Origin of the sequence: Bacillus paramobilis, assembly GCF_038096195.1 — a bacterium.
GTDB classification, from domain to species: domain Bacteria; phylum Bacillota; class Bacilli; order Bacillales; family Bacillaceae_G; genus Bacillus_A; species Bacillus_A mobilis.
The window spans coordinates 3,086,047-3,111,623 of the sequence record NZ_CP151108.1; the positions used below are offsets into that span (position 1 = coordinate 3,086,047).

The 25,577-nt window shown below is 33.9% G+C and carries 21 protein-coding genes; 3 read left to right on the top strand and 18 right to left on the bottom strand.

Annotated elements, in window-relative coordinates; all coding sequences use genetic code 11:
• Nucleotides 1-673 precede the first annotated feature (673 nt).
• Complete coding sequence (locus AABL52_RS15870; protein ID WP_098259251.1) at nucleotides 674-1,423, top strand: DUF4397 domain-containing protein; 750 nt, start codon at nucleotides 674-676, stop codon at nucleotides 1,421-1,423.
• A gap of 33 nt (nucleotides 1,424-1,456) precedes the next feature.
• Here the strand turns inward: AABL52_RS15870 and AABL52_RS15875 are convergent, their stop codons facing one another.
• Nucleotides 1,457-2,590, bottom strand: a complete 1,134-nt coding sequence (locus AABL52_RS15875; RefSeq protein ID WP_000425104.1) for a BA2291 family sporulation histidine kinase — start codon at nucleotides 2,588-2,590, stop codon at nucleotides 1,457-1,459.
• Between the two features lie 233 nt (nucleotides 2,591-2,823).
• Between AABL52_RS15875 and AABL52_RS15880 the strand changes: the two genes are divergently transcribed.
• Nucleotides 2,824-3,216, top strand: a complete 393-nt coding sequence (locus AABL52_RS15880) for a YueI family protein (protein ID WP_000247566.1) — start codon at nucleotides 2,824-2,826, stop codon at nucleotides 3,214-3,216.
• A gap of 121 nt (nucleotides 3,217-3,337) precedes the next feature.
• Here AABL52_RS15880 and AABL52_RS15885 read toward each other — a convergent pair whose 3' ends face one another.
• Entirely contained in the window at nucleotides 3,338-4,762 is a 1,425-nt protein-coding gene (locus AABL52_RS15885) for an aldehyde dehydrogenase family protein (protein ID WP_341517905.1), read from the bottom strand.
• A gap of 132 nt (nucleotides 4,763-4,894) precedes the next feature.
• Nucleotides 4,895-6,250 carry a hemolysin family protein gene (locus AABL52_RS15890; protein ID WP_002108356.1) on the bottom strand — a complete coding sequence of 452 codons (1,356 nt, stop codon included), beginning with the start codon at nucleotides 6,248-6,250 and terminating at the stop codon, nucleotides 4,895-4,897.
• A gap of 354 nt (nucleotides 6,251-6,604) precedes the next feature.
• On the opposite strand from AABL52_RS15890, the gene racA reads away from it, so the two are divergent.
• A complete protein-coding gene (gene racA / locus AABL52_RS15895) occupies nucleotides 6,605-7,147 on the top strand; it encodes a chromosome-anchoring protein RacA (protein WP_000456016.1) in 543 nt (180 codons plus the stop codon).
• A 96-nt stretch (nucleotides 7,148-7,243) separates the two neighbouring features.
• Here the strand turns inward: racA and AABL52_RS15900 are convergent, their stop codons facing one another.
• The 15 genes from AABL52_RS15900 to AABL52_RS15970 all read right to left on the bottom strand — a co-directional run bounded on the left by AABL52_RS15900 (nucleotide 7,244) and on the right by AABL52_RS15970 (nucleotide 25,565).
• A complete protein-coding gene (locus AABL52_RS15900; RefSeq protein ID WP_341517906.1) occupies nucleotides 7,244-7,840 on the bottom strand; it encodes a hypothetical protein in 597 nt (198 codons plus the stop codon).
• A 275-nt stretch (nucleotides 7,841-8,115) separates the two neighbouring features.
• A complete protein-coding gene (locus AABL52_RS15905) occupies nucleotides 8,116-9,966 on the bottom strand; it encodes a hypothetical protein (RefSeq protein WP_341517907.1) in 1,851 nt (616 codons plus the stop codon).
• Nucleotides 9,956-11,776 (bottom strand): AAA family ATPase, encoded by a 1,821-nt coding sequence (locus AABL52_RS15910; protein ID WP_341517908.1) that lies wholly within the window; start codon nucleotides 11,774-11,776, stop codon nucleotides 9,956-9,958. Before AABL52_RS15910 ends, AABL52_RS15905 begins: the two co-directional genes overlap by 11 nt.
• A gap of 106 nt (nucleotides 11,777-11,882) precedes the next feature.
• Nucleotides 11,883-12,143, bottom strand: a complete 261-nt coding sequence (locus tag AABL52_RS15915) for a hypothetical protein (RefSeq protein WP_000391452.1) — start codon at nucleotides 12,141-12,143, stop codon at nucleotides 11,883-11,885.
• Between the two features lie 75 nt (nucleotides 12,144-12,218).
• Entirely contained in the window at nucleotides 12,219-13,646 is a 1,428-nt protein-coding gene (gene arcD, locus AABL52_RS15920) for an arginine-ornithine antiporter (protein ID WP_000129473.1), read from the bottom strand.
• 213 nt (nucleotides 13,647-13,859) lie between these two features.
• Entirely contained in the window at nucleotides 13,860-15,371 is a 1,512-nt protein-coding gene (locus AABL52_RS15925) for an ABC transporter permease/substrate-binding protein (protein ID WP_341517909.1), read from the bottom strand.
• Between the two features lie 3 nt (nucleotides 15,372-15,374).
• The gene (locus AABL52_RS15930; RefSeq protein WP_341517910.1) at nucleotides 15,375-16,322 is read right to left on the bottom strand and encodes an ABC transporter ATP-binding protein; all 948 of its coding nucleotides are present in this window, start codon (nucleotides 16,320-16,322) and stop codon (nucleotides 15,375-15,377) included.
• A 100-nt stretch (nucleotides 16,323-16,422) separates the two neighbouring features.
• Nucleotides 16,423-16,980, bottom strand: coding sequence for a YdcF family protein (locus AABL52_RS15935; RefSeq protein WP_341517911.1), 558 nt, complete (start codon nucleotides 16,978-16,980; stop codon nucleotides 16,423-16,425).
• An 86-nt stretch (nucleotides 16,981-17,066) separates the two neighbouring features.
• Nucleotides 17,067-18,536 carry an RNA-guided endonuclease InsQ/TnpB family protein gene (locus tag AABL52_RS15940; RefSeq protein ID WP_341517912.1) on the bottom strand — a complete coding sequence of 490 codons (1,470 nt, stop codon included), beginning with the start codon at nucleotides 18,534-18,536 and terminating at the stop codon, nucleotides 17,067-17,069.
• A gap of 170 nt (nucleotides 18,537-18,706) precedes the next feature.
• A complete protein-coding gene (locus tag AABL52_RS15945; RefSeq protein ID WP_341517913.1) occupies nucleotides 18,707-19,936 on the bottom strand; it encodes an MFS transporter in 1,230 nt (409 codons plus the stop codon).
• Between the two features lies 1 nt (nucleotide 19,937).
• Nucleotides 19,938-20,474 (bottom strand): NADPH-dependent FMN reductase, encoded by a 537-nt coding sequence (locus tag AABL52_RS15950; RefSeq protein WP_000780350.1) that lies wholly within the window; start codon nucleotides 20,472-20,474, stop codon nucleotides 19,938-19,940.
• Nucleotides 20,475-20,622: 148 nt separating this feature from the next.
• Nucleotides 20,623-21,774 (bottom strand): glycosyltransferase family 1 protein, encoded by a 1,152-nt coding sequence (locus AABL52_RS15955; RefSeq protein ID WP_341517914.1) that lies wholly within the window; start codon nucleotides 21,772-21,774, stop codon nucleotides 20,623-20,625.
• Nucleotides 21,775-21,808: 34 nt separating this feature from the next.
• A complete protein-coding gene (locus tag AABL52_RS15960) occupies nucleotides 21,809-23,029 on the bottom strand; it encodes a tetratricopeptide repeat-containing glycosyltransferase (RefSeq protein WP_098259046.1) in 1,221 nt (406 codons plus the stop codon).
• Between the two features lie 271 nt (nucleotides 23,030-23,300).
• Nucleotides 23,301-24,197, bottom strand: a complete 897-nt coding sequence (gene gnd, locus AABL52_RS15965) for a phosphogluconate dehydrogenase (NAD(+)-dependent, decarboxylating) (protein ID WP_341517915.1) — start codon at nucleotides 24,195-24,197, stop codon at nucleotides 23,301-23,303.
• An 18-nt stretch (nucleotides 24,198-24,215) separates the two neighbouring features.
• Entirely contained in the window at nucleotides 24,216-25,565 is a 1,350-nt protein-coding gene (locus AABL52_RS15970; protein ID WP_000260199.1) for a gluconate:H+ symporter, read from the bottom strand.
• Nucleotides 25,566-25,577: the final 12 nt, after the last annotated feature.

The window sequence follows — 25,577 nt, forward strand, 5'->3', positions numbered from 1 at the left end:
CTATTCTCCTACTTTATATTGCATATTTTCAAACAAATCTCGACAATTAATCCCACTAAATGCATAGTAATTATTTTAAAGAAACCAAGATTCCACATACATCCCCATCCGTTTTATACAATAAAAAAAGAACCGATTAACCACATTAATCAGTTCGGCACGACGCTCTTTTATCAGTTAACACCTTCACTTGCTAACGTAAATAGAAACAATAGCATTACAAATTCAAATTTCATCCTACAGCCTAAAGCACAAAATCGTCCATAACTCCACTCACAAATCCTTGCGGGATATCCCCATCCCAATATTTCATTCCTTTCCTCAATTTCAAACTACCTTTCCTTTATAATTTATGTAGGACAATTATCACTTTGTATGTGTATTCGCCCATAATTTAAAAAATCCCTAGTTTTCTAAGAATTTGGGACATGTTTTCGATGTTTCACTTGTTTCACTCTTAAGTTTTAATTTCGAAATACAAACTTCATCAGCTCATATGGAGAAAATATTGTTGTGTCCTCTAGAAATTTATAACTCTCGTTCACCTAAACTACACTTATCCGTAAAAATACTTATTATTAATTTCCTACCTTTCTCTTTTAAAAACAATTTTTTTGCATAACCTCTTTCTTGCTAAGCATATAGTGTTAATGATGACAAAGGAGGAATGTTCATGTCTCAATCTGAAATCGAAAAATTAGGACAAGAAGCTACACGTTACGAACAGCTCGCTCGTTACTATCAATTTCATAATCCGAAAAAATATGTAGAACTATATATGAAATATTATGATGCGCTTACGAAACTTGTACAGGCATATGAAAAAAGAGATTCACAAGAAGCTGCTTTACCGTCACACATAAGGTTTTTTCACTCAGCTTCCAATACACCCGCGGTTGACATTTTAGTAAACGGTCAAAAGGTTATTAAAAATATTTCATTTAAACAATTTAGTCCCTATTTAACATTAGTACAAGGTAAATACCGTATAGATATTGTTCCTGTCGGCAATGAAACTCCCATCTTTTCAGCTTTAGTACCGATAATGGGAAATCACTCTTATACTTTTGCCGCAATAAATAGTGACAATCATATACAATTACAACCTATGCTTGATAATACACATTTACCAGCTGGTCAAGCAAAAATACGCTTTGTACATTTTTCTCCGGATACCCCTGTTGTGAATGTAAGTTTAAAAGGTGGAGATCATTTATTTGAAAATGTACTCTTTAAACAAATTACAGATTTTTTAGAAGTTAGCCCTGGTACAGCAGATATTGAAGTTTCACTCGCAGATAATGCAAGTGTCTTGCTAACTATACCGAATTTCAAAGTCGAACCGAACATCATTTATACCATTTCAATTTTAGGTTATTCAACGAAAGATCCTAAATTAGAAGCCGTTATCCTTACAAATTAAAACAGTCTACACCATTCATTTGGTGTAGACTGTTTATTTTTGAAACTCAATTTGAAATTCTGTCCAATCGTTATCTGAACGACACATAATGGACCCATTATGTTTTTCTACAATTTGTTTACATACAAATAACCCAATACCAGTTCCTAACTTTTTAGTAGTTACAAATGGTTCGAAAATCGTTTCTACATTTTCAGCTGGAATCATTGGTCCATTATTTTTTATTACAATTCGAATTGCTTGATCTTCTTCAAATACATCAACGATAATTTTTCGTTCTTCTTTTATCGATTCAAGAGCGTCAATTGAGTTCATTAATATATTTAAAAATACTTGTCTCACTTCACTCCGATAACCAACAAGCGGAATTGGGTACGGCAAATTCTTTTCAATCGATACATTTGCATTAACCAAACTCGGATATAAGAACTGTATAATATCTTGAAACAAATCATTGAGCCAAAATTGTTCTGATTCCGTCCACATTTCTTTTTTCGATACGAGTAAAAATTGCGAAATCCGAAAGTTTAATTGGTCTAATTCATGCGAAATAATATCTAAATACGATAAACTAGGATGATCTGCCTTTAATAATTTGACAAATCCCATAATTGAAGTAAGTGGGTTACGAAATTCATGTACAAAACTAGCTGACATTTGCCCTAATATCGTCAGCCTTTCTTTATGTGTTTCGTTAATATATTGCTGTTTTTCCTCTAAATTTCTTGATATAATTTCCGAGTATTTTAAAACAGTATAATAAATTAATTTGTCAAAACAAGTATGTATTTGAGCCATAATTGGTTTCAATTCACGTGCGCTAACATCTAATTCACACATCGCTTCAAAAAGCTCATTTCTTCCCACGTTTGCATTATAAACAAAATCTCCAATATTCGCATCTGCTCCTGCACGTTCAATAGCAATTTTCTCGCATAATGGCTGAAGATAATCTATATCTTTTTCTTCCATAGTAAGTTCGATAATTAACTCTAATAAATCCTCTCCATTTTGAACTGCTTCTAGTTTAAATGGATCTTTATCGGAAATTATCATTTTGTTTTTCCAGTTCTCAACGAATTGGTGCCTGTTGTTTTTCAAGTACGAACAAAATACTTCTTTAATATCCTTATCGATTGGAAAAACCCCCATTCCCTCCATTTCCATACGACGAACACCCTTTATATTTTGAATATTAACACAAAAAATGCGATTCGTTAATAGATTATTGTCACATTTTGTTAATATGTGTTGATAAAATTTTTAATGCCTTTATTAATTGTTTAGATTGATACATTCTATTTTCCTTCCTTTCATTCAAAATTTTTAACATTCGATGCGACTTTTTTTGCATCCTGCCTCATTCTTTCGTACAATAGAAAATGAAAGGTGTGAAAAATATGGTAAATAAAAATGTGGAAGATTATCTCCAAGAAGGCATTTACGGCCAAAAGCAGAACAAACCAGAAGAACGTAATATGTATTTAACTACATTACGTGAGCGTGTAGAAATCGCTTTAACTATCGGTCAAGTAATGCAAAGTAATGTATATTCTGAAGTAGCTAGTAGTATGCGCGCTTCTCAATCATTACAAATATTCCTAAATGGTGGCATTGCTTACCCACATTTATCAAAATACATTAAATTAGCAAATGAAAAAAATGTTCCTTTTACAATTGTTCAAAATAAAGGCATAGAAACACCCATCGGTTTAGTATTATCTCATAGCACTGCTGTTGACAAAGAACAAATTTATGTAGAAGATGCTATTTTCAAACAAGAAATGAAGTAAAAGGTACACTTGGTTAAATTAAATCGTTCCGAGAAACGTAAAACAAACAATAAAAAAACGAGTATGGAATCGTAAACATTTCCTACTCGTTTTTTATTAGGATGTTTAAGCTCGATCTACTTTATTTTTTAATACACACTAATTTCATTTCTGTCATTTCTTCTATTGCATATTTAATTCCTTCACGCCCCGTACCACTTTCCTTAACACCACCGTAAGGCATATGATCTACCCTAAACGTTGGAATATCATTAATCATGACACCACCAACCTCTAGCTCATCAATTGCACGCATTGCTTTAAACAAATTATTTGTAAACACACCTGCTTGTAGACCGTAACGTGAATGATTTACTTGCTCAATTGCCTCATCAAATTCTTTAAATGTATTTACTGTCATGAGTGGACCAAATACTTCTTGGCACTGAACAGATACATACTCTGGAACATTTGTTAATACAGTTGGTTCAAAAATCCTTGCATCACGTTTCTTACCACCGTATAAAACAGTTGCACCTTCCTTAATAGCTTCTTGCACCCACATTTCTATTCGCTCTACATCTTTTTTCGAAATTAAAGCCGATACGTCCGTTTCTTCCAGCAATGGATCACCTACAACAACTGTTTCCATCGCTTTCTTTAGCTTTGAAAGAAATTCATCCATTCTCTTTTCATGTACAAAAACACGTTGTACCGAAATACAAACTTGTCCATTGTTTACAAATGCTCCCCATTTTACACGTTCAATTACTTCATCTGTTAATTCTACATCTTCATCAATAATAACAGCAGCATTTGATCCCAGTTCCAACGTAACTCGCTTTAATCCAGCCTTTGCCTTAATTCCAATTCCAACTTTCGGACTTCCCGTAAATGTAATGGAAGCAACATCATCATTTGTAACTATCGCCTCACCTACAGTTGAACCGGGACCGGAAATAATATTTAAAGCTCCTTTTGGCAATCCTGCCTCTTCAAATAATTCAACTAATGCGTAAGACGATAATGGCGTTTGATCAGCTGGTTTTAACACAACTGTATTTCCGGCAGCAATTGCAGGGCCGACTTTATGTGCCACTAAATTTAATGGGAAATTAAATGGTGTAATAGCTCCTATAACCCCTATCGGTTTTCGTATTGTGTATGCAATACGCCCATCTGCACCAGGTGCTGCATCAAGTGGCAGTGTCTCGCCGTATATACGCTTCGCTTCTTCCGCTGCAAATTTGTATGTCTGAACGGTACGATCTACTTCTCCCCTCGCAGCACGAATTGGTTTTGCAGCTTCTTTTGCAATAATCTCTGCAAATTCTTCTCTTCTTTCATCCATTTTTTGTGCAACCTTCTCTAAAATAGTCGCACGATCATATGCAGATAATGTATTCATTTTTTTCATTGCATTTTTTGCAGCAGTAACAGCCTCTTGTACATCTTCTTCCGTTCCTTGTGCAATTTCCGCTAACGTTTCTTCAGAATATGGTGCGTATAATGGTTTATACGTGTCTACAGACTTCCAATCTCCATTTATATATAAATGCTTTTTCATAACTCTTCCCCTTCCAAATATATGTATACAACAATATTTCACCTAGTGAAAGGTCTGACTTATGCCATTGTATCATAGCCCTTATTCTGCAAAAAACATTATGCTCAAAAAAACCCTGCCATATAGCAGAGTCTACGAACTAATTTGTTCTTGAAATGGAATTTGTTTTTCATCTTCTAAAATAACAATTGATTCTACAGTTTTTGTAACTTCTAATCTCTTTATATAGTGTCCATCTAATTCTTTTACACAAAACTTATAATTTTCAATTTCAATGAAATCCTCTTCAGCAATTTCTATATTCTTCGTTAAAATCCAACCACCGATTGTATCAACACCATTATCATCAATTGTTAAACCTAATAACGTATTCACTTCACTAACAAGCACTTTTCCCTCTAGTATTGTTTTCGTTTCACTAACTTGTTGAATTTCTGGCTGTTCATCCGTATCAAACTCATCTTGAATATCTCCCACTATTTCTTCTAAAATGTCTTCAACTGTAACAAGTCCAGACGTACCACCGTATTCATCTATCAATATAGCAATATGCGTTCTTTCTTTTTGCATTTTTAAAAATAAGTCGTGTATTGGGATAGAGTCGATAACTAAAATGATTGGCCTAATATATTGCTCTACTTTCTTATTACTTACTGCATTATGCTGCACAAAATCTGTGAAAATATCTTTAAAGTTTACAAAGCCTATTACGTGATCTTTGTCCCCATCTACAACTGGATATCTCGTATATTTTTCCCGAGACATTTTTTGCAAGGCTTCTTCAGCAGGCATTTCTTTACTTATAATATGCATCTCAGTTCGGGGTACCATTATTTCTTTCGCTATACGATCATCAAATTCAAAAATTTTATTTACATATTTATATTCAGATTGATTAATCTCTCCATTTTTGTAACTTTCTGAAACTAACAACCGTAATTCTTCTTCTGAATGAACCTCATCGTGCCCTTTCGGTGGTTTCAGCCCTAACAACTTCGTAATAATTCGGGCTGATCCATTTAGGATCCAAATAAATGGAAACGCCATACGATAAAAGAAAATTAACGGTTTAGCAACAAACAAACTCACTTGTTCAGCTTTTTGAATCGCGAATGTTTTTGGGGCCAATTCCCCTATTACAACATGTAAAAATGTAATAAACAAAAACACTAAAATTACAGCAAAAATGTCTGCTAGTTGAGTAGAAATGTTCAAATTTACAAAAAGCGTGTCAAACATTTGCTTTAACGCCGGTTTACCAAACCACCCAATCCCCAGAGCTGTAACTGTTATTCCTAGCTGACAAGCAGATAAATATTCGTCTAAGTTTGTAATGACTGTTTTGACAGATGTTGCGCGATTATTTCCTTCTGCAATTAAATAGTCAATTCGTGAACTTCGCACTTTAACAATTGCAAATTCTGCTGCGACGAAAAATGCCGTTAAGGCAATTAAAACAATCACTATACTTATACTATATATGTCCAAATACTTCTCCTTACTTACATTGTAAGCAAGGAAGCCACCTCCTACTTAATTTTATTCAAGTGAAGTAAGCATTCTAATACTCTAACAAAATTCTACATTAGCAACCACCTTTTTATATATTATATGCATACATAAAAAAGATATTTATCATTATGATAATCTAATTCATTTCCCTTAGTCAAATGATTCTAAATCTTAAGATAAAACATTTTTATATACACGATATATTCTTCACAGCTTCATTTCGTGAAAAAACACTTTCTTTGCCGATTCCACACTTCTTTTGTCACACTAGAAGGGAACTTCCTTCATAGATCGAAATCATTCAACAGGATATATATAGGAGGGATTATTTTGGAATATAAAACACCATTTATCGCAAAAAAATTAGGTGTTAGCCCAAAGGCTGTTGTCCGGATTGCACAACAATTAAATCTTACGATAGAAAAAAATAAATATGGTCACTTTATTTTCACACAAGAAGATTTAGATCAAATGTTAGAATTCCATCTTTCACAAATAGAGCAGTCTCAAAACTCTCACCCTACTCAAAAAACATCATCAAATGATGTTGAAGAATTAAAAACTCAAGTAAATACAATTGTTCAAGACAAATCATCACATGAATTTGAGCAATTAGCAGCTCAATTAAACACTATTACGAGAAGGCTAGATCGAATGGAAGAACAAATGCAAGATAAGGCAAATGATGTTGTTACGTACCAACTTTTACAACATCGCCGTGAAATGGAGGAAATGTTAGAGCGAATTCAAAAGCTAGAAGCTTCCCTGAAGAAAGAAGAACCAATATATATTACTCCCGATTCAAAACCAACATATGAACGAGAAAAGAAGCCGAAGCGCCGCAAAATGATTTTTAGTATATTTGGATTATAATTTTTAGACCCTTATTAAAATAATAAGGGTCTTTTTTCATGAAGAATGACTTCATATTAAAATAGCATTCTCTTTATTATATATATTCATTTCGCTTTATTTTGTTAACATAATATTTTTACTGTATTCTGCGATTAATGCCTGTGCATGAGCATTCCCTTGAATCACATCTCGAAATTCTTTTAAAGAATACAAATGAGTAGCCCCTTTTCGGGCATGAATTCGCACTGGTACACCTTGTAAAGTATCATGAAACTGAAATGGCTTATCTACCGGTTCAATTGGGAAACCGAGTGTTAATAAATACATATACATTCTTTTTGTAACTGCTGCAATATACCATTCTGCTTTCGTTTCTAATGCATGCATAAATAAAATAGCTGTTAGTCTTTTGAAGTGTCCTCTCCCACGAGACGTTTTCGCAATACTTAACTTGCCTATTTCATATACATTTTTCAAATCTTTTACTAAATCATTTTTAGAAAACGGATAGAAAAACTCAGAATTTGATTGCTCTGGTACCGTATACTTAATACATTCTACTGTACCGATATGATGTTCATCTTCTATTAATAAAAATCGTGATGGATTTAAATTACGTTCTACGAACATTAAGTTTCTTTCTTCACAAAAATCTCCCCATAGTTGCTCGAACCAAAAATGTTCTTCCTTTGTTTGAACCCGCTGGAACATATTTCCCCGCCTTTCCCATCGCCGCTCTGTTTTTGATAACGCTTTCACTATCTATCATATAAGAACACATCTTCGTATGCAACTAAAAATATTTACGACTTATTATATTCTGCAAAATGAATTAAATTCCATCTTAATCGTCTTTTATCCCTCATGTACCGTTCTTCTAACACCATATTTATATTACTTTCAAATTCAAATCGTATGAGGCTTCCTTCCATACTGCATATAATTCTTCTTAATCTAAAAAAATCCTTTATAAAAAAGGATTTCTTTTACTTCTTTATGCTTTTTAACCACTTCTCAAAAATTTGTACCATCCCATGTTTTCCGGCTAATTTCTCTTCCCCTTGTTTCGTTTTATATGGATATAATTGCAAGAACACACCACACCCGGACTCAATTCTTTTACTATGCATATGACTTCCTGGATATACACAAATAACTTCATAAATGGCCCTTCGATAATATACTCTCTTTCCATCCTGTTCTTCTACATATTTAATAGACCAATACTTATACATTTGCTCAGTTGCTTTCGTATTTCCAACATGTTGAAAAATGTTGTACATGGGGCTATACTTCACTTCAATAATAATAGAAGATTGATATACGTATTTCCCTTCTTCCTTTACATAACAATCTAAGCGAATATCTGGCTTCTTCGTATCTTCTCCATTATAAAAATTACTCCCTTTACTTAATGCAATAAGAGGATGTGTTTCAATTAAATCATTGAATGCGACATGTACTCTCATATCATCTCGATGTAAAACTACTGTCGTTCCATCCTGTAATCCATCTACATAAAAATGTTCTTTTATTTGTTCCCGGATGGAATTTATAGCCTCAAAACCAATTTGCTCTAGTATGGAAATAACGATAAAAAAAGTGTAATATTCATACACTAAAAATGTTGGCTTATAAACAAATAATAAAGATGGAGATTGATCTGTATATTGTGGAAGTAAATCTAAATGCTGTAGTAGTTGTTGATGTGGTATCGGTAAATTATGTGAGTTCATGTTACCCGTTTCGGAAACTTCTCTCCAAAATGGAGAATGCATTAAAGTTTGAAAGTATTGTACACTTTCATGTACAAAATGCGCTAATATTTTATATTCTTGTATCTTCATAGAACTTTTTCGCAAATCCGCCTCTTTTAGTAAATGTATATTTTTATATTTTTGTTTCTCTCTATCGGTCACTGATCCATTACGCTCAATTGTTTGTATAATCGTTTTTACAGCTTGAAATTCTTCTGATTTCTTCTTTTTTGCTCTTTCTAATATTTCAATTGTTTGACGTAAAAAATTTTCAGCTTCAAGTAAATAGAGATTAAATTGCATCGCTTTAAATTTAAGAAAAGCATTTTCCTTACTATTTTTTTGTTCTATAAACTTACGATTATATTTTTTTGCATAAGGTTTTCTTTCCGCCACTACGGCTCCTTTTCTCGTTGCTTTCCGCTCCTTTTCTTCCCATTTATATTCATGTATAAATTTTGAACTCAATTCTATTTTCTTAAAAATTTGCTTTATCTTTTTCATTTTTTGTGGCAACTTTCTAAGTAGCACTAAATAAGAAGAATCTTCAATATCACTGAGTGCTGGGAAAGTCTTTTTATAATAACCTCTATCTAAAATCAACTCATTTAAAATTGACTTTACATAGTTTTGAATCATTTCAAATTGATCATCAAAAAAATTTTTGGGAACGACTTGAAAAGCGCCATAATACGTTTTATCTTCTATATTCACTTCAAAATGATATAAGCCACAACGCCATGGATAAAAAAATTCCGTTTTTCCATGTTCATATATTAATACCTTTTGTTTTTTTTCATTTATTTCATATTTTGACTCTTTTATATTTTTCTGTCCCTCATATACTTTATTCCATATAAAAGTAATATTCATTGGACTTTCATAATGGTAATGCAATCTGATTGGTTTTAATTCTTGTACTTTATAAATACATTGAACTAATGCTGTAGTAGATGTACAAAGACGATTTAATAAAATATATTCCCCTTTTGCCTCAGACCCAATAATTAACTTTAATACAAAAGGGAGTGTTTCTTTCGTATCAACGATTTCTGTTTCATATCGCCTTTCATTTTGCATAGCCATACAACTCCAGTTCTCTACGCTTTTCTCTTATATATGCTAAAGAGTGTTCAAATGTAGATACTCTATTTGCAAGTTGTGATTGTAAAAGAGGTACTAATGTCGCCCCCCTTTTTACTTCTTCAGAAAGTAAAGACCCAACCATCATTTCAGTCCCTCTTATTTTCGTCAATACACGTTGCTTGATTTGTAAATCAAATCCTTCTTCTCTACTGATCATATAAGAATGATTATTTTGAAACGGTATATTTTGCAAATAAGTAGCTATTGCGTTTGCACATCGAAATGAAATTCCCTTTGACATATCATGTGATGACAATACATCATGTAACTTATCTAATAGCTCTAACTCTTCTTCAGAAAACACCTCGATCATCGCTTTATTTCTGACCCAACTTATACGAAATTCTCCTGCAGTTACTTTCAGGGGTGGTTGTAATACAATTTTCTCTTGTTCCATACACATCTCACAAAACGGAATCTTTTGTAACGTTATTAAATTCGTCCGATCTAATAATCGATCTGAGAGCTCTTTCGTTGTTTCATCAAAATTTACTGTTCCTACAAATATAATATTTTCACCAATTTCAATTGTTGGTGGAATTGGATTTTCTTTTTCTTGTACACCTTCATACAAATTTAAAATACGGTTTTGCTTTTCAAGTTGAAGAACAGATAGAAATGGAGTAAACCAATGCTCAATATGTGCCATATTCATTTCATCAAAAACGATTATATATAGCTGATTTTGATTTTCTTTTGCCTTCATTAACGCCCTAACTAATTTTGTTTCACTTTCAATAAAAGTACCATTTGGGTGAAGGTAACCAAGTAAATCATGTGGTTCTTGATACGATGGTGAAATCGGAATCCACACCAATTCTTCCCCATACTGTAATCCAAGTGCTTCTGCATAAGCTTGCACAAAACGGGATTTCCCGGCGCCTGGTATGCCACCAAGAATCGTCAACATATTTGTTTTCGCACTTATATGAAAATTGTAAATATCCGTTTCATCCAAATAGAGCCCTTTATTGCTCACGAAATTTTTTACATACTGTAAAAAGACGGATTCACGCTCATCCCATTCCCATTCATCCTTGTGTACTTTTATTTCCTCTACTTCTACACGCTTACCTTCTTCAGTCATTCGTTTTTTTAATTGCTCATACATGTGATTACTTACAAAATACAATTGATCTTCTACCGCTATTTCTACATGCTTACTCCAGTCATTAAAGTCTATATACTTACATTCCCGCTGCTGTTCAAAATAGGCAATTGAACTAATTGATGATGACTTTAGAGATATATTTCCATATAACCTTCCGTCGTGCCACAATAATTCAGGAGGCTCAAAGTCTTTCGGATATTTTGGCATTAGAAATGACAAATAGCCATTTCCAAGTTTTCTTTCTAAAGACTCTACTTTTTTGTATTCGGAAACTTTAGGTACTGGAATCATTTTATAGCCATTTGCCATTTCTCGCGGTTCTTCTGCACAAATTAACTCCACATATATATGCCCTCTCTCGTAATAGAGACGAAACATAACCAGTTGCTTTTCTAATTTTCTTTTCTTTAATTCCGAAAAGACCTTTTCATTCTTTTTATTGCTACATAAACCTTCAAATACGTATGGTTCATTTTTTAATTGCTCTTGTAACGTGAATGGTATTGGCGATAGGCATTGTACAAAGAAGTTCTCTCCATTCTTCTCTCTCTCTGCTTTTGTAAACTTTCCGATAAATCTCATATAGTACATTCGTTTTATAAAACTTGGCTGAAGAGCTTTATGTAATTTCACCTTCGTCACCTTCTTTTTTTCATACTATTCTTAGTGTATGAAGGAAACGAAAAACTAGAAACAAAAAACCTGACGTTATCCGCCAGGTTCAAAATGAAAACGTATATTAATGAGATGGAAATGCTTTTTTCTCTTGTAAAATGGCATTATGTGCAATTTTCATTTTAGCAAGTACATATCGTAATCGATCTTCAGCGTTTTCATCTGTATTTTGCTGTAATTCCGCCAAATTCTCTACAGCACTCGCTAAATTTTCAATCACTCCTCTTAGTTCAGGATGATGATTAAAAAAGGATTCTTGCACTAATACTTTCCTTACTTCACTCGCTAAATCAACAATTCTGGTTAACTGTTCTTTTTCTTCCATTTTCATCCCTCCTGAATATCTTATGTATTAAATATTCTCTAGACAAAGAAAAAAGCCCTTTATTTAAAAGGACTTTTACATTTTTATATTTCCAGTCAATAACATATAGATTGATGTGATAGCTGCAATAACAATTGCCCACATTACATATCTCTCAATACCTCTAAAACAACGATTTCCTTTTTCTTTTCTTGCATACGTGTAAACAATAATCCCGATTCCATATACGATTGAAACAAGTAATAAATTTTTCAAACCTGCTGCATATAGAAGCCATACTGAATAAATAGAAGCAATTAAAGCTAACGAGCCGTTTTTTACTTTTGCATCTTTTAGTTCGTTTGTAATAACTAATTTGAATTGGAATAACGCAGATAATAAATATGGTACTAAAATTGATGTTGACGCTATGAAATACATAATTTGATATGTTGATTCTGAAAACAGAACGATTATAAATATAATTTGGGCAACGCCATTTGAGATCCATAATGCCATATGTGGCGTTTGTTTTTTATTTGTTTTCGTAAAGACTTTCGGAAACACGCCATCTTTTCCTGCTACGTGGGAAATTTCAGAAACAAGTAAAAACCAGCCTATTAATGTACCTACAAGTGAAGCAACTAACCCGATGTTAATAGCAACTGCGCCCCATGTCCCAACAACATGCTCTAATACATGTCCCATTGACGGAGTTTCTAACACAGAAAGCTCTCCTCTTGTCATCGCTCCCATTGACAAGACAGAAATTAAAATATAAATAGACATTACTAAAATAAGTCCAAGTACGGTCGCTTTACCAACATCTCGGCTATTTTTCGCTCTACCAGATAATACTACCGCTCCTTCAACCCCAATGAAAACCCAAAGAGTTACAAGCATTGTATTTTTCACTTGGCCTAGTATAGAGGAAACTGAGATCGTTCCTTCTCCCCAAAAATCATGTGTAAATGTATCCCAGCGAAACGCTGTTACCATTACAACAATAAATAATACGATTGGAACTAATTTCCCTATCGTTGCAATAACATTCATAATAGATGCTTCACGAATTCCAAATAAAATTAGAAAATGAAGTGTCCATAATAAAAGTGATGCTCCTACGATAGATGCAACATTATTCCCACCTTTAAAAATTGGGAAAAAATAACCTAATGTACTAAACAGTAACATGATTGTTGCAACGTTTCCTAAAATTCCTGCTAGCCAGTATCCCCATGCACTGTTAAATCCAATATATTCACCGAAACCAGCACGTGCATAACTATAAATTCCGCCCTCAAGCTCTGGTTTTTGTCTTGCTAACGTTTGATATACGAGCGCGAGTGGAATCATTCCCATTGCTGTAATACACCAACCAATTATTATAGAGCCGCTATTTGCTCCTACTGCTAAATCATGCGGTAAACTAAAAACTCCGCCACCAACCATTGTTCCGACTACTAATGCAATTAATGGAAAAAATCCTAACTTCTTTTCTATTTGTACCACCCCATCTGTCATTCTAGGTGTTATGTTCGTTCAACTATTAAAGTCACCTTTTTCTCTAATAGACGTTTCTCTTATATTTTTTCAGGAAAACATTACTTATTCTAAAAGAAAATGAAGAAAAATGGAATACTTTTTTGAAAAAATGTATAAGTATGCACAAAAAAACCGTTCACTTTGTAATGAACGGTCATTTCATACATATAAATTTGTATATTTTTTGTAAAATTAACGAAGTAAATTCTCTTTTTGTAAAAATTGTTTTGCTACTTCTTCACTACCTTTACCATTCACATTTACTTCATAATTCATTTTTCGCATTTCTTCATCTGTAATCTTCCCAAATAATTTATTTAATACTTTTTCAAGTTCAGGATATTTCTGTAACGTCTCTTTTCTTAATAATGGTGCACCTTGGTATGGTGGGAATAATCCTTTATCATCTTTTAGCACTTTAAGTCCGTATTGCTCAAGTTCACTATCAGTTGAATATGCATCGATTACGTTTACATCCCCTGATTGAATTGCACTATAACGTAGTTTCGGTTCCATTGTTTTCACATTTGAAAACTTATATTTATATAATTTTTGCATTCCTTTATAACCGTCTTCACGATCAGCAAATTCTAATGTGAATCCTACTTTCGCATCCTGTGCAATTTTTCCTAAATCAGAAATTGTATTTATATTATTTTGATCTGCTATTTTTTTCGGCATAGCTAGTGCATACGTATTGTTATACTCCATCGGCTTCAACATCACCATATCATATTTCTTTTCCATTCCAGTGCGAGCTTGCTCATATACTTCATCCCGATTTGTGCTTTTTGGCTCTTCTTTCACGAAAGTAGATAAAGCTGTTCCCGAAAATTCAGGGTATATATCTACTTCACCTGATTTCAATGCTTCAAATACAAATGATGTTTTTCCAAGACCTGGTTTTAATTCTACATGTAAATCGGTATCTTGTTCGATAAGTTGCTTATACATTTGAATTAAAATTTCAGGTTCTGATCCAAGTTTGCCGGCAATAACAATATCTTTCTTTTGTGTATTCCAAAGAAATGGAGAGGCAATCATGATACAAACAATACATATCATCCATATAACACGCTTAGAAGAGCGTTTTGGACTCTCAAGCACACGAAGTACTACATCAAAGAATAAAGCGAGTAACGCGGCCGGTACGGCCCCTAAAATGATAAGTGCATGATCATTTCGATCGATACCTAGTAATATGAGTTTACCGAGCCCACCAGCACCTATAAGAGCTGCTAATGTAGCCGTTCCAACAATTAATACCATCGCCGTACGAATACCGGCCATAATAATTGGTAATGCAAGAGGAAGCTCTACCTTCCACAGTCTTCTCCAGCTATTCATCCCCATAGCTCTCGCTGCTTCGATTAAAGATTCATCTAACTCCCTTATTCCTGTATATGTATTTCGTAAAATAGGTAATAGTGCATACACAACTAATGCAATAATGGCTGGAAGTTTTCCAATTCCTACTAACGGAATTAAAAGTCCGAGTAATGCCAGTGATGGGACCGTCTGCATAACTGCAGAAGTTCCTATAATAAACTCAGCCATTTGTTCTTTTCTCGTTAATAAAATACCAAGTGGTACCGCAATAATTACTGCAAAAAATAATGAAATAAGCGATATTTGTAAATGCTCACTTAATGCAGTAAGTAATTCTATTTTTCGTTCTTGGAACGTTTGTATAAAATCAGTCACTGTTTAGCCTCTTTCCTTCATTTGTTCAACTATGTAATTGACAATATGACGACTTGTTAAAGCTCCAACATATTGACCATTTTCTTCAACTGGCACTGATTCTTCAGCTTGTAAGCGAATAAGTGCTTCTTGTAAAGGAGAATGCAAAGATAAAGCAGTCCCTTCAACTCGTGTGCGATCGTCTAGCGGCATTAAATCTCCTATATTCATGCCCTCATACCAAAGTCGTCCACGATTTCCAATGAACTCCTCCACAAATTCATTTTTCGGATTATGTACAATTCCTTCTGGTGTATCTAATTGAACAACTTTTCCTTCTTTCATAATGCAAATACGATCTCCAAGCGATAACGCTTCTTGCATATCATGCGTTACAAATACAATTGTTTTTTGAATCTTTTTTTGCAATTGTACAATATCCTTCTGAAGCTGCTCCCTACTTAATGGATCTAACGCACTAAATGGTTCGTCCATAAGAACGATTTTCGGATTTGCGGCTAATGCCCGTACAACACCAACGCGCTGCTTTTGACCTCCTGACAATTCATCAGGCATACGATTGCGATATACGTCTGGATCTAGCCCGACCATCTGTAGCAATTCATCGACACGTGCTTTTGTTTTTTCTTTGCTCCATTTTCTCATTTCAGGAACAACTGCAATATTTTCTGCAATTGTCATATGCGGGAACAAAGCGATTTGCTGCAACACGTATCCTATATTCCAACGTAATTCGTTTATATTATATTGTTGAATATCTTTTCCATCGATTACAATCGATCCTTCAGTCGTTTCAATTAAACGATTAATCATCTTCATTGTCGTTGTTTTCCCGCAACCACTCGGACCAATGAGAACAAAAAATTCTCCCTTTTTAATTTCTAAATGCAATGAATCCACTGCTTTCGTGCCATCTTCATACGCTTTTGACACATGATTAAATTGAATCACAAATACAACTCCTTTATCGTTGTTTCCTTTATTTTGATGGAAGATGGCATTCATTTCAAATGATACGCTTTTAAATTAAAAAAGAGCTCGCATTTGAGCTCTAACGGTCGAACAATATTGTTTTCATAATAGCAGCATATTCGCGAACATACATTTTTCTCTTAGAACGAATTGGTGTTTCAGCAGCTAGCGCCTCCATCTTCATACCTAAACGCTTTGCAATTATTTTCGTTCGATATAAATGATATGTATTACTTACAACTACCGCATGTTTCACATTATATAAATCCATACTAAATTTTAAGTTTTCATACGTATTTGTAGATTGATCTTCTATTAAAATACGACTCTCATCTATACCGTGTACCATTAAATAATTTCTCATGCTATGAGCTTCCGATATATCTTCATCTTCTCCTTGACCACCTGAAACAATTACTTTCGCTTCAGGATGGGAAAATAAATACTCCAACGCTACATCCAAACGATTTTGAAGAGATAAAGACGGTCTATCTCCAAATAACTTTGCACCCAGTATAAGAACGTACGGAGAGTGATAGCTTAACTTTTCACGAGCAACTTTGTTCATTCGAAAGGTCATATAAAGGATGTATAGCGGAGGTAATAATACGATTATAAGTATGATCCATTTGTTCATATATACGTTTGCACTCCCTTTCTTTTTATTATATGAACACTCCCCCACTTAGCAAAGCTTGAAGTGGGGGTTTCTAACGTTTCGACCTAACGGACGATTAACGTCAGGGGAGTTAACACATTAGCGAGCTGTTTCACGCCTAACCCCTCTATCCCATTTGTCCATGCATTTGGGATTACTTTTCGTAAAATGTTAGCCGCAGCATTTACATCTGCATGAATTAAAGTTTTATTTGCTGAACGATATATGCCGCGCTTTATTCGTTTTCCTGAAAAAGTTGTATTTTGGTCATTTTCTCCATACGTTGGAATGAAGTCGTTATCCAGAAAACTTGCTTTCGATGTATATGATTCTTCAGTTACAACAACTTGAATGCCTACAACATTTGCTTTGTATGTAATCATTTGAATCAGTAAACTATATGGGATATGACAAAACGATTGGTTATTTCTTTTTCCCATATTCGTTTCTTGTTTCCAACTTTTGTTTTGACCAATAACGATTTTACAAACTTCTTCTTCTTGAGCTAGTTTTACGATATGGTGACTAACTTTATGGAAGACGTCTTTTATTTTCAAGTAACGTTTTTGATGAAGTTTTTCTATCCTTTTAGAAGTAAAAGGTCCTTCATTCGTTTGTTTTCCATTTCTAAGAATGCTTGTAAAATGACTCTTCATTTTGTTGTAATATTGATTTATGCTTTTGACATGTTTGCCCTTAACAAGGACAGGTTTCATACCTGTGTTTGTTACGATGGTTGCAAGGTTATCAATCCCTAAATCAATACTCATATAACGAGCATTCTCTTCAATCATTTGTTGTTCAGAAGGAACATCAATTACCAATTCCACTACATATTCATTGTATTTTGGAATCACACGAACTTGTTTCAGTTTACCTTCAGTGAAACCTAGTTTCCCAATATTTAATTGTAATTTCGTCTTTGGAAACTTTAAAAATCTACCGTTTTTAATGATGCAATCTTGGTTTGTATACAGAATCTCTTTCTCAGAAGAAAGAATATACTTTGGGATCCTAGGCATTCCAGCATATTTGTTTGGATTCTTTTTATAGTCTTTTAAACTAGCAAAAAAAGATTTCCAATTTTGGAACAAACCTTTCATGATTGACTGGCTACATTGCGTAGGCAAAGCTCGATAATCATTTTGAATCATAGTCTTAAATAGTGCATCTAGAAAGTTGTAATCTACATAAGGGTTTTCAAAATTAGGTTCTGAAAACAAATTACATGTAATCTCTTTCTGTTCTTCTTTAGGCTTTAATTTCTCTTTTTCCAATTTCTTCTGATAGGCAAGAAGTTGTGTGTCATTCATCTTACCAATATTTTTATGAATATTATCCAGAACTTCTTTTTGCAAAGGCTGCAACTCTTTTTCTTGTGTTAATCCAGTGTACACCTGGCGTATATAAAAGTTTGTGGTGTTGTACATGTTCTTAGCGTTATGACAACATTCTTGAAAATAAGAATACATACGATGCCCTTTTTTAATCCAAATTTGAAGAGTTTTATAGTTTGATGGGTTTTCCTTTGTCATTTTATTCACCTCCTTGTTAAGGATATTATAGCAAAAAAGAACATACGTTTCCGTTTTTTTCTCGAAAATAAAATATTTCTTTCGATTCACCTCACCACCTTCACTTACGTTTAGAGGTGGGAGTCCTCTCGAAAGGAATGATAGAAAAAGATTGGAAGGCAGAAGGTTTTTTAAACGATTGATTTATTAGAAACGTTCGTCCCTACTTTACGTTGTGAATATACATAATAAAGAGCAATTCCTAATGATAGAATCAATATACAGCTAAGTACGTAAAACGGGAGCATTACCCCAGTTTTAGATACACCAGCTGTAAACAGCATTAATAATACAATTCGTATTCCTGTACCAATTAATCGAAATAAGCTGTCTACACGTCCCATTACTTCGTTTGGAATTTCCTCCATCATCAATACATTTCTTGCGACTCTTGTACCCGCATTTCCAATTGCATGAAAAATTGCAAGTCCATATAACAACATTACGGAAGGTTCAATAATCATTGCGGTAATTGAAATTACATATAGGAACATCGTCATGACGATTGAAATTTCTATTTTGATATATTTCATCATAATTGGAATACTTATTCCCGCAAGAACCGCTCCGACACCGTACATCATACCTTCTATTGCGTATACTGAGGCACTGGCTTTTAATATATCTGAAATGTATACCGGGATTAAATAATTTGCCATCATAACACCGATAAAAGGCATATAAGTCGCAAGTAAAAACCAAAAGAACTTCGGACGCTTTTGCATGAAGTGAATTCCTTCGAACAATTGCTTCTTAAATGTTACTTTCTTTTTTACTTCCTTTTTCTTTACGTACGGTATACATAAGAAAAGGATGAATGCTCCTGCAAAAGTTAACATATCTACTAACAAAATCCATTTTAAAGAAATGATTTCAATAAGAAAGCTTGCAGCCGCTCCTGATATAACTTGCGTTAACTGTCCTTGTATTTCCATTGTTCCACTTAAATTTTTATAATGTTCTGCTTGAAATATCTCTTGGTTGAACGCAAATATTGTAGGATAAAATAATAAATAGTAAAATGACCCTGCTATATATATAAGAATATAGTGAATTGAATGATAAGGTTGCCCAGTAAATCCCCATATAGCCATCATTCCTATAACGACTATTCCAATACCTTCATTACATAATAATAAAGATTTTCTTGAAAAACGATCAATACTTTGCCCAATAAACGGTGTTAATAAAAACATAATCAGAGTTGCGATGCTGGAAACATAACCAAACGTTGTATCTCCACCACTCTCTTTAATTAACAACCACGGAATCGTTATCATAACAATTCCGGAACCAATAGCTGATAAACTATTGGCCCCTAGAATAAAATACAAGCGTGAATCTTTATACAGAGATGGCATATCACTCAACTCCTAGTTGTTTTTTCACCTCTTTATATACGCCCATATATGCTTTTAATTCTTTAACTAAATCATGAATTAATGGTTTTGCATCTTCTCCCAGTTCACCGTCTTGTACATGAAGTCCATCAAGCACAACTTGTTTTGGGATGGCATTTGCATATACCCCTCTAGCAACAGTGCGCATACTGTTTAATGCGTTAATTCCACCTTTACCGCCTCCTGCAACTGCAAGTAATGCGACTGGTTTATGAACAAATTCACTACTACTTAAGTAATCTAACGAATTTTTCAACGCACCACTCATTGCATTATGATATTCAGGTGTACATAGTACCACACCGTCTGCAGTTTTCACTAACGCCTTTAATTTTTTTACCGCTTCTAATTCACGTTGTGATTCTTCCCCATTATATAAAGGCAGTTCCTCTGCTGCTAAATCGTATAACTCCCCTTCAAATTGATCAGCAATATATTTTGCCACCACACGCGTTCTACCGAATTTTCTTGGTGTACCGTTAATAACGACTAGTTTCATAATTATTTCTCCCCTTTGTTTTCAAGTTACACTTATATATTATCAGAAATTTCTATACAAAATACAATATAAAGAGGGAACTAGCTTGATAAAATAGTATGATAGGCAAAAAAAGAACTCATACGAAAGTATGAGTTCTTCACAATTACTATTCTCCACCCTTATGACTCAGTATACCTCTGCTTCCATTCGCTTCAAAATGGGTATACGCTTTTTCTGCTAATTTATTACGTTCTTCTGGTAAGGCTATATATTTCAAAATATTTTCTATTATTTTTTCGTACGAAGTAAACAAAATTCCTGGCCACTCCATCTCGTCATCTGGATTACTATTTTCCGAAATAATAAACTTTCTATTTGCCACTGCATAAGATATCCGAGGTGTTTCAAGAATACCTGACAAGTAAAAATGAATATTTAATATAATTTTAGACCTAGCAATCAGCTCATTTCTAGCAATTCCCCACGCATTATTTTTAAAAACTATATTTAAATTTGGAGCAGCTGCCTTCAATTGATCAAAAATAGCTTGCCGCCTCGGATTAAGAGCACCTATAAACAGTATATCAATATCTTCAGTAATCTCATCTTCAAATGCATCTTTTTTTATTTCCAAAGTTGGAGCATAGTTCATTCCTACATGTTTTATTTCTTTTCCTACCCCTTTTTGTTTTAACCATGCTATATTTTGTTTACTATAATCCCAAATTTCCTTATCTTTTAATAACATTAAATAAAGGGGATGCGCATAAGGACTTCCTTCATATAGCTGTTCTAAATTATAAATAATTGCATTTTTCGGAAGTAGATTCGGGTTATGTGCATATGTATGCGCTCCAAAAACAATTGTATTTTTCACATTTTCTAGTATTGTTTCTGATATAATTGCTGTATTTCCTTCCTGCTCCAATCGCCATTTCAAAGCTCGTGCAACATCTATAAAACTTCCATACGTCTTTGGGCATATAAAAAGACAATAATCATATTCTTTATTCAAATAGGCTTCCATTAACCTTAAATTATTTTTATATAAATCCACATCCGGATATTTCAGTAAAAGCTCATTTGCATGTTTTTTTGCTACTTTATATAATCCAGCATAATAAGCAGCAATGCACCTTCTTAATTCAATTCTTTGCCGATGCTCATCTGAGGCGTCCATGTCTAAAAGAAGGTTTGCGACACAATACGCTTTTAAATGATCACGATCATAATAGTAATCTAGTAGTGGCATCAATTCTTCATACGTATTTCCATGCACAGATTCACCTAATTCAAGCGCCCATCGTATTAATTCCATGATTATTCCACTACTCCTTTAACCGAAATTGTATTTAATAAAATTTCGCATTACTTTCTACCATATTTGCTATATGCAACGGTAACTCTTCTTTTTTCGATTCCAAATATTTTTGTGATACTGCACCTAAATGTTTTTTATGCGGTATATAAAAAGCACTTATAGAAATCTCATAGTCAAATAAGTAATCATACACATGATAATCTACAAATAGAAGGTCATTTTTCGGAAAAGGAATTTCCTTCCCTTGCAACGCATACATCAAAGCAATATTATTTTGAGATTTTAATCGATACATTCTTGCAAGCTGGTATAATGGTTCAGCCCGAGTTGGTCTATATTCCCACGCTTTTTGAAAATAAAGAATAGCTAATGCTGTATATTGTTCTTCTTGATTCTTTGCATTTGCTATTTCATCAGCTTCTGTTACTTCATATTGTTTATTTGCTGAACGGTTTGCTAATTGTTCATAACAAAATCCTATTCGCAATAACGAATAGAACACCTCTTCAACCCATCCCCCTGCTTCCACTCGTTTTTTATACCATTTAATCGAATCTTCAAGTTGACTTAAATGAAAATAAGTTTGGGCTAAATAAAATAAATATCTTATATGCAAATCTGGCGTTGTTTCTGGATCACTCAAGCCTTGTAACAACAACCTCTCATCTCTCTCAAATTTATCAGCTTTACTCCCACCATCTCCAGGATCGTTAACGACAAGTGTCTCTAGCCTATCTACTCTCGTAACATAATTCGCATCAACTTTTGAACGATCTATATCCCAATACTCATGAGTAACACCGACAGATTTCCATGGTAAAGAAGCTTTTAGAAGGCGTGTAAGCCAATACTTAATATGAATATCATATTGCAATGTAAGATAATGGTCTTCTGTTAAACTAGTCTTATCAAAATCAGGATCAACTTCTAATATCATATCCGCATCTAATATTAATAAATAATCTGCTTCTGGATATGTTTTTTGTGCCAATGAAACAGCTAAACTTCTGTTATAACCAAAGTTTTTAAATGGTTCATGATGAACTGTTCCAGGGACTTCATTTTCTTTACACCAATTTTCAATAATTTCAGGTGTATTATCAGTTGATCCCGTATCACAAATAGAAACAAAATCTACAATTGATTTTGTAGCATTTAAACATCTTTCCATAATTCTAGACTCGTTTTTAACAATCATACAAAGACATAACTTTTTTTCTTCTCCTGCATTCTTTACTTGCTCATTTCCCATTTAACCACCTCATATTTTATTAACACGCTCTTTTCATATGTAACACTATTTCATAGCTTCACTGATGACATAACCATCCTTTTACTATTTATGAAAACTTCATTTTATTTATTCTTATTTTTATGTTGGGACATCTTTCATACTTCCCTTTATATTTGATACAATCAGTACAAATAAACAATGATTGATTGGTATTTATAAATTAGAAATTTCTTACACTATAAAAAAAGAAACTTGCGCTTATACACAAGTTTCTTTTCAAAATCATTTCCTATTTTTTCACAACTTCATGTCCACCGAACTGATTACGAAGAGCTGAAACTACTTTTCCGTGGAATGTATCATCTTCTTGAGAACGGTAACGCATAAATAATGACATTGCGATTACTGGTGCTGCCGCTTGAAGTTCAAGTGCGGTTTCCACAGTCCATTTCCCTTCTCCTGAAGAGTTCATTATCCCTTTAATACCATCTAGTTTAGGATCCTCTGCAAATGCCTTTTCAGTTAAGTCCATTAACCAACCACGGATAACTGATCCGTTTGCCCATACTTTTGCAACATCTTCATAATTGAAATCAAAATCACTTTTATCTAATACTTCAAATCCTTCAGCGATTGCTTGCATCATACCGTATTCAATACCGTTATGAACCATTTTTAAGAAATGACCACTTCCGACGCGACCCGCATAAGAATAACCATTCTCTACTGCTAAATCTTTAAATAAAGGTTCTAATTGATCGTAAATTTCTTTTTCTCCACCAACCATTAAGCAAGCACCGTCTCTAGCTCCTTCTACACCGCCTGATGTTCCGATATCTACGTAATGTAAACCAAAGCTTTTCGCTTCTTCCGCACGGCGTAACGTATCTTTATAGAATGAATTTCCACCTTCAATAACGATATCGCCTTCCTCTAATAATGGATACACATCTTTTAATACTGATTCAACAACTTCTCCCGCAGGTACCATTACCCAAATTGTACGCGGAGCTTCTAGTTCAGCAATCATTTCTTTTAATGTATGACGAGCAGTAATCCCTAAAGCCCCAGCCTTTTCAACAAGCTCTTTATTTACATCGTATACAACTACTTCATGCTTGTCTTCATATAGATGTTCTGCTAATGGGAATCCCATTTTTCCTAATCCAATTAAACCTAGTTTCATATTAATCAATCTCCCATTCTATACAAATATATTTAATAACGAAATTAGTCCAAGTGCTACAACAGATAATATTGTCTCCATTGCAGTCCATGTTAATAATGTTTCCTTCACAGTCATTCCGAAATACTCTTTAATCATCCAAAATCCAGAATCATTTACATGTGATAAAATTAATGATCCTGCACCTGTTGCAAGTGCTAATAGTTCAACGTTTACACCTGGTGTACTTGCTGCAATCGGTGCTACAATTCCAGCTGCTGTCATCATAGAAACTGTAGCAGATCCCGTCGCAATTCGGATAAGTGCCGCAATTCCCCAACCTAATAATATCGGTGAAATATGAGATTCTTTCGCCATTTCTGCGATTGTCGTTCCAATTCCAGAATCTAATAATACTTTATTAAACGCGCCGCCTGCACCGATAACTAACAGTATGTTCGCAATAGGCCCTAAACAATCATTTGTAAATTGTAATACTTTATCTTTTGAGAAACCTTTTGCATAACCAAGACTAAAGAAAGAATATATCGTTGCAATTAATAATGCGACGATTGGATCTCCAATAAAGTGTAATACTTGTGCAAGTTGACTTGATTTACTTAGCGCAACTTCCGCAATCGATGCACCTAGCATTAGAAATACTGGAAGTAAAATAGTAAACAATGTATTTCCGAAACTAGGAAGTTCCTTCTTCTTATCTCTTTCAATAAATTGCTCTGCTATATCTAATGGCACTTCTTTATGTATACGAGCACCAATCCATTTCCCGTAAAGCGGACCTGAAATGATTGCAGTTGGAAGTCCGACAATTAATGCATATAAAATTGTTTTCCCTACATCTGCTTTAAAAATACCTACCGCTGCCATCGCTGCTGGATGCGGTGGCACGAGTCCGTGTACAACAGATAGTCCTGCTACTAGTGGAATACCGATTGTAATAAGTGATACCCCGGTTTCTAACGCAATTGTAAATACTAATGGAATTAATAGTACAAATCCAACTTGGAAAAATACTGGAATCCCTACTAAAAATGCAACAAACATCATTGCCCAGTGAACACGTTTTTTCCCAAAACGCCCAATTAATGTGTTAGCAATTCGTTCAGCACCACCAGATTCGGCCATCATTTTTCCAAGCATCGTTCCTAATGCTAAAACTATCGCTAAAAACCCTAACGTATTACCAAGCCCTAGTTTAATAGAATCGATAATCCCTGGATCTTTTGGTGAAGTTCCAATCAATGGCATTCCCATTGCTAGCCCTACACCAATTGCTGTTAAAATTAACGCGACAAATGGATGCCATTTTACTACCGTAATAAGTAAAAGTAGTATGACAACTGCCGCTAGTACGATCCCAACTACCATTTCTCCCAATCC

Bases quoted from the DNA above. Each gene is read 5' to 3' on its own strand.
- AABL52_RS15870 (WP_098259251.1), top strand. From the start codon at position 674: ATGTCTCAATCTGAAATCGAAAAATTAGGACAAGAAGCTACACGTTAC.
- AABL52_RS15875 (WP_000425104.1), bottom strand. From the start codon at position 2,590: ATGGAAATGGAGGGAATGGGGGTTTTTCCAATCGATAAGGATATTAAA.
- AABL52_RS15880 (WP_000247566.1), top strand. From the start codon at position 2,824: ATGGTAAATAAAAATGTGGAAGATTATCTCCAAGAAGGCATTTACGGC.
- AABL52_RS15885 (WP_341517905.1), bottom strand. From the start codon at position 4,762: ATGAAAAAGCATTTATATATAAATGGAGATTGGAAGTCTGTAGACACG.
- AABL52_RS15900 (WP_341517906.1), bottom strand. From the start codon at position 7,840: ATGTTCCAGCGGGTTCAAACAAAGGAAGAACATTTTTGGTTCGAGCAA.
- AABL52_RS15905 (WP_341517907.1), bottom strand. From the start codon at position 9,966: ATGCAAAATGAAAGGCGATATGAAACAGAAATCGTTGATACGAAAGAA.
- AABL52_RS15915 (WP_000391452.1), bottom strand. From the start codon at position 12,143: ATGGAAGAAAAAGAACAGTTAACCAGAATTGTTGATTTAGCGAGTGAA.
- arcD (WP_000129473.1), bottom strand. From the start codon at position 13,646: ATGACAGATGGGGTGGTACAAATAGAAAAGAAGTTAGGATTTTTTCCA.
- AABL52_RS15935 (WP_341517911.1), bottom strand. From the start codon at position 16,980: ATGAACAAATGGATCATACTTATAATCGTATTATTACCTCCGCTATAC.
- AABL52_RS15940 (WP_341517912.1), bottom strand. From the start codon at position 18,536: ATGACAAAGGAAAACCCATCAAACTATAAAACTCTTCAAATTTGGATT.
- AABL52_RS15945 (WP_341517913.1), bottom strand. From the start codon at position 19,936: ATGCCATCTCTGTATAAAGATTCACGCTTGTATTTTATTCTAGGGGCC.
- AABL52_RS15950 (WP_000780350.1), bottom strand. From the start codon at position 20,474: ATGAAACTAGTCGTTATTAACGGTACACCAAGAAAATTCGGTAGAACG.
- AABL52_RS15955 (WP_341517914.1), bottom strand. From the start codon at position 21,774: ATGGAATTAATACGATGGGCGCTTGAATTAGGTGAATCTGTGCATGGA.
- AABL52_RS15960 (WP_098259046.1), bottom strand. From the start codon at position 23,029: ATGGGAAATGAGCAAGTAAAGAATGCAGGAGAAGAAAAAAAGTTATGT.
- gnd (WP_341517915.1), bottom strand. From the start codon at position 24,197: ATGAAACTAGGTTTAATTGGATTAGGAAAAATGGGATTCCCATTAGCA.
- AABL52_RS15970 (WP_000260199.1), bottom strand. From the start codon at position 25,565: ATGGTAGTTGGGATCGTACTAGCGGCAGTTGTCATACTACTTTTACTT.